The sequence below is a fragment of the Mesorhizobium sp. M1066 genome (assembly GCF_040318635.1).
GTDB lineage: Bacteria > Pseudomonadota > Alphaproteobacteria > Rhizobiales > Rhizobiaceae > Mesorhizobium.
In genome coordinates this window covers 452,264-467,810 of record NZ_JAMYMR010000001.1, presented here as the reverse complement: position 1 = coordinate 467,810, position 15,547 = coordinate 452,264, and the positions used below count along the sequence as shown (strand labels likewise).

The window sequence follows — 15,547 nt, the reverse complement described above, 5'->3', positions numbered from 1 at the left end:
GGCCCTTCGGGCCACCCTCCCCTCGAGGGGGAGGGGGACGCGGATCAATTTTAGAACGCTTCCGCCGGCAGTGCCATCAATGTGTCGGCGCCGCTCGAAATGCGGGCGAGATGCGCCGACGTCTCCGGCATGATCCGCTCCATGAAGAAGCGCCCCGTCACGACCTTGTTGTCGTAGAAAGCCACGTTGTTTTCATAAGAGGATTGCGCGCCATTGGCGTCAGTCTTGCCAAGCGCCACCTTGGCCATCTGCGCCCACATATAGCCCAGAGCGACCAGGCCGAAGAGATGCATGTAGTCGGTCGAGGCCGCACCGGCATTGTCGGGCCTGGCCATGCCGTTCTGCACCAGCCACATGGTCGCCGCCTGCAAATCGTTGAGACCTTTCTTCAACGCCTTGGTGAACGGCGCCATCTTCTCGTTAGCGCGGTTCTCCTCGCAGAATTCGCCGACCTCCTTGAAAAAGGCCTGCACGGCGCGGCCGCCATTCAGGCCGAGCTTGCGGCCGACGAGGTCGAGCGCCTGGATGCCGTTGGCGCCTTCATAGATCATGGCGATGCGGGCATCGCGCACGAACTGGCTCATGCCATGCTCTTCTATGTAGCCGTGACCGCCGAACACCTGCTGCGCCATGACGGCGTGGTCGAACCCTTTGTCCGTGAGCACGCCCTTGACCACCGGTGTCATCAGGCCGGTGTAATCGTCAGCGGCCTGGCGGTCCTTGTCGTCGCCGGAGCGGTGGGCAATATCGGACTTAATCGCCGTCCACAGCGCCAGCGCGCGGCCGGCCTCGTTGAAGGCTTTCATGGTCATCAGGCTGCGGCGGATGTCGGGATGGACGATGATCGGGTCGGCCTTCTTGTCCGGCGCCTTCGGCCCCGACAACGAGCGGCCCTGCAGGCGGTCCTTGGCGTAGGCAACTGCGTTCTGATAGGCGATCTCCGACAGCGACAGCCCCTGCAGGCCCACACCAAGGCGCGCCTCGTTCATCATCGTGAACATCGCCTTCAGGCCGCCATTGGCCTCGCCGAGCAGCGTGCCCTCAGCCTCGTCATAGTTCATGACGCAGGTCGAATTGCCATGGATGCCCATCTTCTCCTCGATCGAGCCGCAGGAGACGGTGTTCCTGGCGCCCGGATTGCCCGACGGGTCGAGCTTGAGCTTCGGCACGATGAACAGCGAGATGCCCTTGACGCCTTCCGGCGCGCCCTCGATGCGGGCCAGAACCAGATGGACGATGTTGTCCGACATGTCGTGTTCGCCGGCCGAGATGAAGATCTTCTGGCCTGAAATTTTATAGGTGCCATCGCCGTTCGGCACCGCCTTGGTGCGCAACAGGCCGAGATCCGTGCCGCAATGCGGCTCGGTCAGGTTCATGGTGCCGGTCCAGGCACCCTCGATCATCCTCGGCAACCATGTTGCCTTCTGCTCGTCGGTGCCGTGGGTGATGATCGCGGCGATCGCCCCCTGCGTCAGGCCCGGATACATCATCAAGGACATATTGGCCGAGACCATATATTCGGCGACGGCGGTATGCACGGCATAGGGCAGGCCCTGGCCGCCGAACTCGACGGGTGCGGCCAATCCCATCCAGCCGCCCTCGCGGTACTGGTCGAAGGCCTCCTTGAAGCCTTTCGGCGTGGTCACCGAGCCATCATCGTGACGCACACAACCTTCCATGTCGCCGACACGGTTCAGCGGATGCATGACGTTTTCGGCGAGCTTGGCGCCTTCGGCCAGGATCGCCTCGAGCACATCGGGGGTGGCGTCGGCAAATCCGGGAAGGTTCGAATAACGCTGATAACCCAACACCTCGTTGAGCACGAACAGCGTATCCTGGACCGGAGCCCTGTATGTCGGCATGCTTTTTCTCCACCCTGCAAACCCGGTCCGAATGCCCCGAAGACAAGCCAGGGGCGGCATGCGGACCCATGTTGGGAGCGGGATAGCAAAAATTGACGTTTGCGTAAACGTCAATTTTTTCGATGCGACAAGATTCCCCATCCACTGGAGCAATGAGCGTAGCGGCGCGACGTTGCGCAAGCCAGCGCCGAAAGGCCATAGGAGTGGGCCAGAACAATGAAAAGCCGCGTGGCAGGCCACGCGGCTCGACAGAACTCGGACAATCAGCAGACGACTTGGTGTCTGGCGCAACTCCGGACGGAATTGCTTTAGCTGGCGGCGCTCGCCTGTGGTGCCGAACGCTCGCTCAGCATCTGTCGCACCGCCGACATCGAGCCGCTCAGCTCGTTGATGGCGTCGTCGATCAGCGCCTTTTGCTTCTGCAGGCGGGCAAGCTGCTTTTCCGACTTGTCCAGCGCGAGCTTGAGCTGCTTGGTGTTTGAACCGGTCGGATCGTAGAGATCCATCATCTGCTTCACATCGCGCAGCGAGAATCCAACCTTGCGGCCAAGCAGGATCAGCTTGAGGCGGGCCTTGTCGCGGCGCGTGTAGAGACGGGTCGATCCGTCACGCTGCGGGTTGAGCAGGCCTTTGTCTTCGTAGAAACGCAGCGTGCGCAGCGTCACTCCATATTTCTTCGCCATCTCGCCGATGCGGACGAGGTCCTCGCCGGCTTCGGCAGACATATTGGTATTGGCCGCGGTCTCGCCGGCCGAGATAAGCTTCATGGTCACTGGCTTCCCCGTCTGGTGGCGTCGCGGTCCCGGACCGTGCGTCGCCTGACTGGAAGCGGGGGCCTGCTTCCAGTCGTGGTTTCAACAAACAAATCGCAACATGCGCTCAATACGCCTTTTACGTTTACGTCAATTCTATACCGATTGCCGCATGATGACGCAAGGGCGTTCTGCGCGCCGCCCTTTATGCCGCACCGTCAGGCCAGCAGCCGACATCCTTTCGATTTCTTAAGTTTGGTTAACGCGTTGTTTACCACGTTGGGGGAAATGTGGGCGCGTCGGCTACCCGTGTTTATCCTGTATCGAATTTTTCACGGTTTTTCGGAGCGCGGGCGAGAGCCCGGGAAGCTCGTCTTCCGCCGCGGCATCGCCGCCGGTCGCCTTCGTTCCGATAGGGACCTGGGGGAACTGGCCGCGAGCCAGCCATTCTGAAAGACGGACGCACCGATGAACAGCAAGCGGTCCTATCTCGATACACTCAATGCCGGCAGGCAGCGCAGGCCGCAGACCACGCTCGAGCAGTTGAACCAGTCGCTGGAGACGCTGGAGCAGCGGCTGGAGCGGACGCGCGAGGATCCGATGGCACGTCCCGATCCCCGCCAACCAGATCTGCGCCAACCCGATCCCCGCCAATATGGTGCCGACGCGCGCTATCCCGCCGCCCGGCCCTCTGGCCAGCAGCGCTGGTATGAGGACCCCCAGCCCGCGCCGCGTCCGAAGAGCCCGCTACAGGGAGCCGCCGCTTTCGAGCAGAATTACCAGGCCATTGCCCGCGATATCGATCGCGTGCGCGGCCAGGAGGATGGCGTTGCCATGGTCGGCAAGATCGCCGGCGAATTGCGCGGCATGCGCGAGGAATTGCGCCACCAGATGACCGCAGGTCTGCAGCGGGAATTCGAAGCGCTGCGCAAGGATATCGAGCGGGCTTTCCAGTCAGGCGCAAGGCCCGGTGCTTCGGCCAAGGGCAGCGCTGAACTCGGCCTTGAGTTCGAGCGGCTTTCGGGCGCCATCCAGACCCTGGCCGAGAAGAGCGACGACAGAAGCGTCAACATGCTGCGGCTCGAGCTTGAACAGGTCAAAGCCGCACTCGAAACGCTGGCACGCGAAGAGAGCGTGCAGAAGGTCGACCGCCGCTGGGACGATTTCGATCGCCGCTGGACGGCGTTCGAAGACCGCGTCGACGCCGACCAGCGCAAGCGCTCGGACGACCCGGGCCTGTCCGCTCTGACCGCCCGGCTGGAGCAGATCAGCAATGCCGTCAACAATTTGCCGGAATCGTTGTCGCTGCGCTCGCTGGAGGAGAAGGTGCGCACGCTTGCCGGCGCTGTCGACCATTTCGCCAGCCAGCAGGACAATCGCGGCAGCGACACGCTTGGCATGATCGACGAGCGGCTGGACGAGATTTCCCGCGCCATCGTTGCATCCACGGTCGCCGCGCAAGCCAATTCATTCGACCACGAGGCTTTCGAGCGCATCGAGAAGCGGATCGACTCGCTTGCCAACCAAATCGAGGAAGTGGCGCAGGACCGGCCGGGCAACGCGGTCATGGACCGGTTGAGCACGCTGTCGGGCCGGGTCGACGAACTCGCCGGCCGCGCCAATCTGCCGGAACAGGCGATGGAGCGCCTTGCCAAGCAGATCGCACTCATCGCCGACAAGATCGACCAGGCACCCGCCATGCCTGACGCCGACTACATCTTCCATGGGCTGGAGCAACGCTTCGACGTGCTGTCGAGCATGATGGAACGCCGCCAGGGTGACGCCATCGAACAGGGCAACATGCTGTTCCGCGATCTCGAGCGCAGACTGGACGAGGTTGCCGACAGGCTCGACCAGCGCATGCCGCAGGTCGACAGCGCCGGCATCATGGAAGCCATCGATGCCCGCTTTACGGCACTCGCCAAGCGTATGGAGACGCGTCTACCCGATCCCGCGGGCGAAGCCGCGATCCGCGGCCTGGAGAGCCGGCTCGAAGACATTTCAAGCCGGCTGGACGCATCGGCCGCACAGGTCGCCGGCATCGATCCGGCGCTGATCCGCAGCCTGGAAGCACAGGTTGCCGGCCTGTCCGCTCATCTTTCCAAGCCCAGCACCCCGCTGCCTGAATTCGAGGACATCAGCCCGCGTCTCAACGAAATTGAAAAATCGCTCGCAGGAACCCGCGATTCCATCCTTGGCGCGGCGCGCGAAGCGGCCGAGAACGCAGTGCAATCGCTGGCCGGTTCGAGCGCCAATACGACCGCGGTTTCTGGCCTCGCCCAGGATTTGAAGACGCTTGAAACGCTGACGCGGCGCTCCGACGAGCGCAATTCGAGAACGTTCGAGGCCATCCACGACACGTTGCTCAAGATCGTCGACCGGCTGGGTTCGCTCGAACCCGGCGAGCCGGTCGAGGCGATGAGCGAATTGCTGGATGCGGCACCGGCCGAGCCGAGCAACTGGCGCGGCGCACGGCGGCCCAAAATGGCCGTCGACGCACCGTCGATGGATATCGATCAGCCCCTGCCATTGACTGGAGACATGGCCGATCTCGATGGCCGCGCCGCCGCCATCCTGCGCAACGAGCCGGGTGCGCGTGGCGACCTGGGTACGCGTGGCGACCTGGGTACGCGTAGCGACTTGGGTACGCGTGGCGACCTGGGTATTGGTATCGGCACGCGCACGCCGGCCGAGGCTGCGGCGGCGGCTGCCATGGCCGCGCTCGGTTCGGACACGATCGCCGAGAAAGGCGAACAGGCAGGCGGCCGCAAGTCGTTGTTCGGTGGCCTGGCTCGCGCCTTCAAGGGCAAGAAGGAGGCGGACATGCCGCCACTGGCCGGCTCGGCGCCGAGTGCCCCGATCCCGAGCGTCGATCTCGACGAGCCGCTCGATCCGAAAATGGCCAACCGGCCGCTGGAGCCCGGCTCCGGCGCACCTGACCTCAATGCCATCATGAAGCGCGTGCGTGACGAGCGCGGCCAGCCGGCCAAGCCCAGCGACACCGATGCCGCCAAATCGGATTTCATCGCCGCGGCCCGGCGCGCCGCGCAGGCCGCGGCCGCCGAGGCCGATGCGCTGAAGCGCCAGTCGACGGTGACCGGACCGGTGAAGGCGCTGCGGATCGGCGACCTGCTCAAGGCACGGCGCAAGCCGATCCTGATGGGGACAACCGCGATCCTGCTGGCGCTGGGCGCACTCCAATTGGGCAAAGCCTTCTTCGCCGATCCGGCCCAGGTGGCGAGCAACGATATCGCGCCGATCGTCGCGTCGCAGCCGGTGCAGACCGCCTCGCTCGATGCCGCGAGCCAGCCAAAGACGGATGCGCAGCCCGCGGCAGTGGAAAGCGCGCCGGACCATGCCGTCAGACAGGCCGAGCCGTCCGCACCGGCAACCAAGGACGACATGGCCGCGCAAAGCATGATTGCCACTCCGTCAGGCGTCGAGCCGTCGATGGGTGCCGCGCCGACCGCCGAGCCGGTTCCCGCGCCCGTCGCCTTGGCCACATCGGCCGATGCGAACCCAGCGGTGTCCGAGACAACAGCCCCGGCTGCGCCGCCCTCGACCGTTCCGGTTGCCCCGGAAGCTGCCGATACCGACACCGGCATCCAGCCTATGGCGGCAGAGCCGACCATCGCCAAGGACACCACGGGCGCGGTTCCGCCGGTGGACGCTTCGCCGGCGACGACGGCAAAGTTCGACATTCCCGCTGACGCCGGCCCGCCCGCCTTGCGCGATGCCGCCGCCGGCGGCGACGCCAAGGCGCTGTTCGAGGTCGGCTCGCGCTATGCCGAGTCGCGCGGCGTCAAGGAAGACATGGCGGCAGCGGCCAAGTGGTACGAGAAATCGGCGGAACTCGGCTTCGCGCCGGCCGAATACCGCATCGGAAATTTCTACGAAAAGGGCATCGGCGTCGCGCGCGACATCAAGAAGGCGAAGACCTGGTACCAGCTTGCCGCAGCACAGGGCAACGCCAGCGGCATGCACAATCTGGCCGTCCTGTTCGCCATGGCGGCAGATGGCGTGACCGACAATGAATCGGCCGCGCACTGGTTCCAGGCGGCGGCCGATGTCGGCGTCAAGGACAGCCAGTTCAATCTCGGCATCCTCGCCGCCAAGGGCGTCGGCATCAAACAGAACCTCGAGGAATCCTACAAATGGTTCGCGCTCGTCGCCAAGGCCGGCGACAAGGATGCGGCGGCCAAGCGTGACGAGATCGCCAATGCGCTGCGGCCCGAGCAGCTCGAACGCGCCCGCGCCGCGACCGAACTGTGGAAGGCCAAGCCGCTGGATGCGGCGGCCAATTCGGCCGACATTCCCGAATCCTGGCAGGACGGCACACCGCAGACGACAGCCAGCATCGACATGAAGAAAGCCGTCCAGAACATCCAGCGCATTCTCAACAAGAACGGCTACGACGCCGGCGGCGCCGACGGCAAGATGGGCCAGAAGACGAAGACCGCGATCATGGCTTTCCAGACCGACAACAAGATGCCGGCGACCGGCGAAGTCGATGAAAAACTGGTCAAGGCGCTGCTGGCGCGCAAATAACGGCAGAGGCGTCGTTTCCACGACGCCCTTGCCACACATTCGCCTGTTAACTGATTGAGATGTTTTTTGTTTCGGCGGCGTAGCGCGGTTTGACTTCGCAGCACCTCCGGCGCAAGAACGAATTGGCTTGTCGGTCCAAGATGCCCGCAACGGTTGCATTCGCCGACAGGCAGAACTGATCGAGACTGACGGGTGGGCATCTATCTCCCGATCGCGGAAATTTCCGTCAATATCTTCGTCCTGCTGGCCATGGGCGCGGCGGTGGGTTTCCTGTCGGGCATGTTCGGCGTCGGCGGCGGCTTCCTCATCACGCCGCTGTTGATCTTCTACAACATACCCCCGGCGATCGCTGTCGCCACCGGCGCCAACCAGGTCATCGCCTCCTCCGTCTCCGGCGTCCTTTCGCACATGAAGCGCGGTACGCTCGATTTCAAGCTCGGCGGGGTGTTGCTGGCCGGCGGCATTGTCGGCTCCACCGGCGGCATCTACGTCTTCGCCTTCCTGCGCAGGCTCGGCCAGCTCGACCTGTTCATCTCGCTGCTCTACGTCGTGCTGCTCGGCACCGTCGGCGGGCTGATGCTGGTCGAAAGCGTCAATGCGCTGCGCGCCACGCGCAGCGGTGCGGCGCCGGTGCTGAAGAAATCCGGCCAGCACAACTGGATCCACCGCTTGCCGCTGAAGATGCGCTTCAGGGCATCAAAACTGTTCGTCAGCGTCATCCCCGTACTTGGCCTTGGCGCCGGCATCGGCTTCCTGTCGTCGATCATGGGCGTCGGCGGCGGCTTCATCATGGTGCCGGCACTGATCTATCTGCTGAAAGTGCCGACCAACGTCGTCATCGGCACCTCGCTGTTCCAGATCATCTTCACCTCCGCCTACACGACGCTGGTCCACGCCACCACCAACCAGACGGTCGATGTCGTGCTGGCCTTCCTGCTGATGGCGGGCGGCGTTGCCGGTGCGCAGTACGGCGCCAAGGCAGGCCAGAGGCTGCGCGGCGAGCAGCTCAGGGCCTTGCTGGCGCTGCTGGTGCTGGCGGTGGCGATACGATTGGCGATCGATCTTTTCGTCACCCCGCCCAACCTCTATTCGTTGTCTGCCGCGGGCCTCAACTGATGAGGGCTCGCAACACATTCGCAACCGCTATTGTCCTGTCGCTGCTTGCGGCCGCCGTGCCGGCGAAGGCACAGGTCCCGCTGACCGAAGGCATCCAGATCGGGCTCTCCACCGACAACGTCTCGATCACCGCCGGCTTTTCCGGGGCCGATCTGACCATCTTCGGTTCGCTGGAAAACCCGGATCCACTCGTCGCGCGCCAGGGCCGTTACGACGTCATCGTCGTGCTCGAAGGCCCGCCCAAGCCGGTGGTGGTGCGCCGCAAGGACAGGGTGCTCGGCGTCTGGGTCAATCTGGACTCCGAGACCTTCGAGAACGTGCCCGTCTCCTATTCGGTGGCGACGACGCGGCCGCTGCAGGACATCACCGAACCCAACAGCTACAAGCAGCTGTCGCTCGGCGCCTCCAACCTCTACATGCAGCCCGCAGATGCCGGCGATAGCCCGGCGACGGTCGAGGAGTTCACGGCGGCACTGCGTGAGCGCAAGTCGGCGACCGGCCTCTACAGTGAGAATGTCGGCGGCGTGCAATTCCTGTCGCAGAACCTTTTCCGCGCCACAGTGAGGCTGGCGCCAAATGTGCCAGTTGGAACCCATAAAGCCCGCGCGTTCCTGTTCAAGAGCGGCCTGTTCATCAAGGAAAGCTCGGCCCAGCTCGAAATCCGCAAATCCGGTTTCGAACAGTCGATCTTCCGTGTCGCCCACAATTATTCGTTCCTCTATGGCGTCTTCGCGATATCGCTGGCCATGCTGACAGGCTGGCTCGGAAGGCTGATCTTCCGGCGGGATTAATGCATGTCGCCCGAAAGTGACCCCGGTTTTAGGAGACGACATGCATCGAATCAAAGATCTAAAGTGCGTCGCGTGAATCCACTCAAACGCGACGCACTTCAGAACTTTTCCCGAAAAGTGGTTTCCCTTTACCGGGGCATGCGGTAGACCGCGCTCCCCAGCCAAATGGCAGACACAAACAATTCGGTTCGGCAGAGCAGCCCGTCCCCGGGCAGCGCGCGATTTCTCATGGCGCCTCTCGGCTCGCCGACGACAAATACAGGAACTTGTCATGCGACCAGCCTTCGGCGGCATCGACTTCGGGACTTCGAACTCCACCGTTGGCGTGGTCCGCAACGGGCAGCCGCGGCTCGTCGTGCTTGAGGATGGCCAGGTGACGCTGCCCAGTGCCGTGTTCTTCAACTTCGAGGACAACCGCACCTGCTTTGGCCGCCACGCCATCGCCAACTACACCGACAGCGTCGAAGGCCGGCTGATGCGTTCTCTGAAGAGCGTGCTCGGCAGTTCGCTGGCCCATGAAAAGACCCGCATCAAATCGCGGTCGATCGGCTTCATGGAGATCGTCGGCCTGTTCCTCGGGCATCTCAAGAAACAGCTGGAAGCAGATGCCGGCGATACGGTCGAGACCGTCGTTCTTGGCCGGCCGGTGCAATTCGTCGACGACGACACGGAAGCCGACGCGAAGGCGCAAAGCGAACTCGAGAACGCCGCGCGCGCCCAGGGCTTCAAGCACATCGCTTTCCAGTTCGAGCCGATCGCAGCGGCGCTCGACTACGAACAGAAGGTGACACGCGAGGAACTGGCACTGATTATCGATATGGGCGGCGGCACGTCGGACTTCTCGATCGTGCGCGTCTCGCCGCAGCGCTCCCGGTCGCTCGACCGCAAGGACGACATCCTGGCCAGCCGGGGCGTCCATATCGGCGGTACGGATTTCGACCGCCTGCTGAGCATCGCCCATGTCATGCCGCGACTCGGCTATTTGACGCCGACCAAGGACGGCAAGCGAAATCTGCCGGCAAGCTATTTCATCGATCTGGCGACATGGCAGCGCATCAACCTGGTCTACACCGCCAAGGCGATGACGCATCTGCGCCAGATCCGCTACGAGGCCGAGCGCGCCGACTTGGTCGACCGTTTCATCCACATCGTCGAACACCGCTACGGACACGCGCTGGCGGCTCTCGTCGAGAAGGCCAAGATACAGCTGACCGACAGATCGTCCGCAGATGTCGCGGTGAAGCTGCCGGGTGCGGAGTTCGCCGCCGAAATCACGCGCAACGGGCTGGATGCCACGATCGCCAGGGATATCGAGCGTGTCACAGCAACGGTGGCGCAGACCATGCGGGACGCCCAGGTGAAGCCATCCGACATCACCGCGGTGTTCCTGACTGGCGGATCGACCGCGATCCCGCTGGCCAGACGAGAAATCCTGTCGCTGGTGCCGCAGGCGTCCGTCATCGAAGGCGACATGTTCGGCTCGGTCGGACTTGGGCTGGCGCTGGATGCCCAACGGAAGTTCGGCTGATCAGGGTCCATTGATATTCAGGTGATGCCGGCCTGGTAGCTGCGCTTCCGGTGCTCACGTACTTTAAGTACGCTCCGCTCCGGTTCTCGGCATCAGCCATTTTCGACTCGGCCTGACCTGAATCTCAACGGACCCTACCTTGGCGCGGACCCGTTCATCTCCGTACCCAGATGCGCCTTGAGCGCCATCTGGGCCAGGCTTGCCTGGCGATCGCGATGAGTGATCATGGCGAAGTCGCGTTTCGGCAGTTCGAGCGGCACCGATCTCAGACTGCCTTCGGCCACGGCGCGCGCCACGACAAGCTCCGAAATGATGGTCGCGCCGGCCCCCGCCTCGACCGCCTGGCGGATAGCCTCATTACTCGGCAGCACCAGGAATATCTGGAGGTCGGCGAGCGAAATCCCTTCGTGGCGCGCCAGATCCTCCAGCACCTCGCGCGTACCCGAACCACCCTCGCGGATGATCCAGCGCAGGCCCTTGATGTCAGGGCGGCCGGGCGCGACTTCGGGGATCTCCGGATGCGCGCTGGCAACCACCAGCATCAGCCTGTCGACGTCGACCTTGGTGCGGCGCAATATGTCGGACTCGGTGCGGCCTTCGACCAGGCCGAGATCCGCGGCGCCATCGAGGACATTGGCCTCGACCTGCCTGGTGTTGCCGATGGAGACGCTCAGCCTGACGGCCGGATAGGCTTCGTGGAAGGAAGCCAGCCGGCGCGGCAGCCAATAGCTGGCGATGGTCTGGCTGGCGGCGATCGAAAGGCTGCCGGTGACGGTCTGTGAGACATGCTCCAGCACATTGCGCGCGGCGGCGGCCCGCTCGAGCACGGCCTTGGCCTCCGGCAGGAACCGGTGGCCGGTCTGGGCAAGCTCGATGTTGCGGCCGACGCGGTTGAACAGATGGACGCCGTGCTGTTCTTCAAGCGCCCGGATGGCGGCCGATGCGGCCGACTGCGAAATGCCCAGCAGTTCCGCCGCCTTGGTCATATGGCCGCGCTCGGCGACGGCGACGAAAATCCGCAACTGGTCCAGGGTCATGTCTGCATTAAGAACCAATATCGATCGAATTTACAAGAACAACTGATTAGACAGATCGATATCTTTATTCTAAGTTTTTGAACGAAGTTAGAAAAAATTCGCCGAGAGATCGCAGAGAGCAGAATGATCGGGACCCGCGGTATAAGGCGGCGGCTGGCCGGTGATCGCTACCACCCTGAAGAGCATTACATGCGCGGCCCCGGACCGAAGACGCGGGCCAAATCCATGGGTCGTACAGGCGCCACCGGATCATGATGCAGGGACCGCCGCGCGGCGCGAATTCGGCACCATCGCAACGCCCGCTTGCCGACACGCGCGCGCCTGACGAAGGCGACGGCGTCGACACCTCGCCTGATGTTTCCGACAGCATCGCCAAGACGACCTGCTACATGTGCGCCTGCCGCTGCGGCATCGATGTGCACATTAAGGATGGCAAGGTCCGCTACATCAACGGCAACAAGGACCACCCGGTCAATCGCGGCGTGATCTGCGGCAAGGGCAGCTCCGGCATCATGCAGCACTACAGTCCGGCAAGGCTGAAGAAGCCGCTGCTGCGCACCGGCCCGCGCGGCTCTGGCGAGTTCCGCGAGATCGAATGGGAAGAGGCGTTTTCGATCGCCACCGAACGGCTCTCGGCCATCCGCCGGACCGACCCCAGGAAACTCGCCTTCTTCACCGGCCGCGATCAATCCCAATCCTTGACCGGCTGGTGGGCGAGCCAGTTCGGCACGCCGAACTTTGCCGCCCATGGCGGCTTCTGCTCGGTCAACATGGCGGCCGGCGGTCTCTACACGATCGGCGGTTCGTTCTGGGAATTCGGTGAGCCCGACTGGGACAACACCCGGTATTTCATGCTGTTCGGCGTCGCCGAGGATCACGATTCCAACCCGATCAAGATTGGCCTCGGCAAACTCAAGGCGCGTGGCGCCAAGGTGGTGTCGATCAATCCGTGCCGCACCGGCTACAACGCCATTGCCGACGACTGGATCGGCATCCGGCCCGGCACCGACGGCCTGCTCGTGTTTGCCCTCATCCACGAATTGCTCAGGGCGGGCCGCGTCGATCTCGATTATCTGATCCGCTACACCAATGCCCATGTCCTCGTCGTGCAGGAGCAAGGTGCCGCCGATGACGGGCTGTTCGTGCGCGATGCCGACGGTAACCCGCTGGCCTGGGACAGAGTAGCCAAAAGACCGGTCAGCGCCACCGATGCCAATGCGAAACCGGCACTGACGGGCAGCTTCACGATCGGCGGGCGCCACTGCGTCCCGGTGTTTCAGCTCATCGCCGACCGCTACCTCGATGAGAGCTATGCGCCGGACGCGGTCGCCGAGCGCTGCGGCATTGCCGCCGATACGATCCGCAGGATCGCCGCCGAACTTGCGCATGTCGCCTTCGAACAGACGATCGAACTGCCGATCGCCTGGACCGACTGGGCCGGGCGCCGGCACGAGACCATCAAAGGGCGGCCTGTCTCGATGCACGCCATGCGCGGCATCTCGGCCCATTCGAACGGCTTTCACACCTGCCGCGCCATCCATCTCCTCCAAGTGTTGCTGGGCACGGTGGATGTTCCCGGCGGTTTCCGTTTCAAGCCGCCCTACCCCCGCTCCGCTCCGCCCGGTCCCAAGCCAGCCGGCAAGACCGTCAAGCCGATGACGCCGCTTGACGGCATGCCACTCGGTTTCGTCTGTGGGCCGGACGATTTGCTGGTCGATGAGGCCGGCACGCCGCTTCGCATCGACAAGGCCTATTCCTGGGACGCACCGCTGGCGGCACACGGCCTGATGCACACCGTCATCCGCAATGCCTGGGCCGGCGACCCGTACCCGATCGATACGCTGATGATGTATATGTCGAACATGGCGTGGAATTCCTCGATGAACACCGTCGAGACCATTGCCATGCTGACCGAGAGCGACGATGCGGGCAACTACAAGATCCCCTTCATCATCTATTCCGACGCCTATTATTCCGAGACCGTGCCGTTCGCCGATCTCGTGCTGCCGGACACCACCTATCTCGAGCGCCACGACTGCATCAGCCTGCTCGACCGGCCGATCAGCCATGCCGACGGACCGGGCGACGCCATCCGCCATCCCGTCGTCGAACCTGACCGCGACGTCCGGCCGTTCCAGTCGGTCCTGATCGAACTCGGCGCGCGGCTCGGCCTGCCCGGTTTCATCAATGACGATGGCTCGGCCAAGTATACCGACTACGCCGACTACATCGTCAACCATGAGCGCACGCCCGGTATCGGCCCGCTGGCCGGCTGGCGCGGCAAGGGCGGGACCTCGACCGGCAGGGGCGAGGCCAACCCGGACCAGCTGCAGCGCTACATCGACAATGGCGGCTTCTGGCATCACGATTTCGCCGACGACCAGCGCTACTACAAGATGGCCAACAGATCCTATCTCGACTTCGCCGAGAGCATGGGCTTCATCCCGAAGGCTGAGCCGATCGTCTTCCAGCTCTACTCCGAGCCGCTGCAGCGCTTCCGCCTTGCCGCACGTGGGCATGGCCCTGTCTTGCCACCAAAGGGTGACCGCCAGCGCGTCGAGACCTACATGGACCCGCTGCCGTTCTGGCACATGCCCTTCGAGGAAGCGGCCGTCGACCTGGAAGAATATCCGCTGCATGCGCTGACGCAGCGGCCGATGCACATGTACCATTCCTGGGGCTCGCAGAATGCGTGGCTGCGGCAGATCACCAGCCAGAACCGGCTGTTCGTGCATCACCGGACGGCAGCCGGCCTTGGCCTTGTCGATGACGACTGGGTGTGGATCGAAAGCATCAACGGCAGGGTGAAGGGGCAGATCAAGCTGATCGACGGGGTGAACGAAAGCACGGTCTGGACTTGGAACGCCATCGGCAAGCGGCGCGGCAGCTGGGGGCTGAAGGACGACGCGGCCGAGAGCAACCGTGGCTTCCTGCTCAACCATATCATCGGCGACCAGACCTCGGCTGACGCTCAGGGCAAGCGCTATTCGAATTCCGATCCGGTCACCGGCCAGGCGGCATGGTTCGACCTGCGCGTGCGCATCGTCAAATGCGCGGCTGAGGAAGCCGGCTTCACCGAGCCGCAGTTCCAGCGTTTCCAGCAGCCACCGCATTTCGAACCCTCACCCGACAGACTGACTTTCGGCGCTGAATTCCGCCGGGCAAGAGAGGCGACCGAATGACCTGTCTGCCAAGCCAAAGCGGCAAGAAGCTCGGCCTCGTCATGGACCTCGATACCTGCGTCGGCTGCCAGGCCTGTGTCACCGCCTGCAAGGAATGGAACACCGGCGGGCACATGGCGCCGCTGACCGACATCGACCCCTATGGCGGCCATGTCGACGGCGTCTGGTTCAACCGCGTGCACGCTTACGAGCACACGACCGAAATGGGCGGGCGCACCGTCAATTTTCCGCGCTCCTGCCTGCATTGCGAGACGCCGGCCTGCGTCACTGTCTGCCCGACCGGCGCTTCCTACAAGCGGGCTTCGGACGGCATCGTGCTGATCGACGAGGACAAATGCATCGGCTGCAAATTGTGCAGCTGGGCCTGTCCCTATGGCGCGCGAGAATTCGATACGGACGTCGGGGTGATGAAGAAGTGCACGCTGTGCGTCGACCGCATCTACAATGACAATCTGGCCGAGGAAGACCGCGTGCCGGCCTGCGTCGCCGCTTGCCCGACCAGCGCCCGGCATTTCGGCGATCTCGGCGATCCCCTGTCGGCGGTTTCGCAACTGGTGGCGGAGCGTGGCGGCGTCGACCTGATGCCTGAGCTCGGCTATCGTCCGACCAACAAATATCTGCCGCCGCGCGCCCACACCGCGCGCGCCGCATCGGTGGCCGCGCCCGCCCTCGAACCGGTGCGGGCCGAAGGCGGTTTCCTCGGCTGGGTCGACCGCATGCTTTCGAACTGA

General features: G+C 63.9%; 9 protein-coding genes. 6 read left to right on the top strand and 3 right to left on the bottom strand.

Annotation, left to right across the window (positions count from 1 at the left end; translation table 11 throughout):
* Positions 1 to 50: 50 nt before the first annotated feature.
* A complete protein-coding gene (locus NKH52_RS02105) occupies positions 51 to 1,862 on the bottom strand; it encodes an acyl-CoA dehydrogenase (protein ID WP_352728874.1) in 1,812 nt (603 codons plus the stop codon).
* Between the two features lie 308 nt (positions 1,863 to 2,170).
* A complete protein-coding gene (locus NKH52_RS02100; protein WP_128304373.1) occupies positions 2,171 to 2,629 on the bottom strand; it encodes a MerR family transcriptional regulator in 459 nt (152 codons plus the stop codon).
* A 453-nt stretch (positions 2,630 to 3,082) separates the two neighbouring features.
* Between NKH52_RS02100 and NKH52_RS02095 the strand changes: the two genes are divergently transcribed.
* The 4 genes from NKH52_RS02095 to NKH52_RS02080 all read left to right on the top strand — a co-directional run bounded on the left by NKH52_RS02095 (position 3,083) and on the right by NKH52_RS02080 (position 10,597).
* Entirely contained in the window at positions 3,083 to 7,162 is a 4,080-nt protein-coding gene (locus NKH52_RS02095; protein WP_352966506.1) for a peptidoglycan-binding protein, read from the top strand.
* A gap of 192 nt (positions 7,163 to 7,354) precedes the next feature.
* Positions 7,355 to 8,278, top strand: a complete 924-nt coding sequence (locus NKH52_RS02090; protein ID WP_023811359.1) for a sulfite exporter TauE/SafE family protein — start codon at positions 7,355 to 7,357, stop codon at positions 8,276 to 8,278.
* On the top strand, positions 8,278 to 9,069 hold the full coding sequence (locus NKH52_RS02085; protein ID WP_352728878.1) for a TIGR02186 family protein: 792 nt from the start codon (positions 8,278 to 8,280) through the stop codon (positions 9,067 to 9,069). The genes NKH52_RS02090 and NKH52_RS02085 overlap by 1 nt, the downstream gene beginning before the upstream one ends.
* A 271-nt stretch (positions 9,070 to 9,340) precedes the next feature.
* Positions 9,341 to 10,597 carry an Hsp70 family protein gene (locus tag NKH52_RS02080; RefSeq protein WP_352728880.1) on the top strand — a complete coding sequence of 419 codons (1,257 nt, stop codon included), beginning with the start codon at positions 9,341 to 9,343 and terminating at the stop codon, positions 10,595 to 10,597.
* A gap of 134 nt (positions 10,598 to 10,731) precedes the next feature.
* On the opposite strand, the gene NKH52_RS02075 is transcribed toward NKH52_RS02080, so the two are convergent.
* Positions 10,732 to 11,634 carry a LysR substrate-binding domain-containing protein gene (locus NKH52_RS02075; RefSeq protein WP_352728882.1) on the bottom strand — a complete coding sequence of 301 codons (903 nt, stop codon included), beginning with the start codon at positions 11,632 to 11,634 and terminating at the stop codon, positions 10,732 to 10,734.
* A 251-nt stretch (positions 11,635 to 11,885) separates the two neighbouring features.
* Between NKH52_RS02075 and NKH52_RS02070 the strand changes: the two genes are divergently transcribed.
* A complete protein-coding gene (locus tag NKH52_RS02070) occupies positions 11,886 to 14,816 on the top strand; it encodes a molybdopterin oxidoreductase family protein (RefSeq protein ID WP_352728884.1) in 2,931 nt (976 codons plus the stop codon).
* Positions 14,813 to 15,547 (top strand): 4Fe-4S dicluster domain-containing protein, encoded by a 735-nt coding sequence (locus NKH52_RS02065; protein ID WP_352728886.1) that lies wholly within the window; start codon positions 14,813 to 14,815, stop codon positions 15,545 to 15,547. The genes NKH52_RS02070 and NKH52_RS02065 overlap by 4 nt, the downstream gene beginning before the upstream one ends.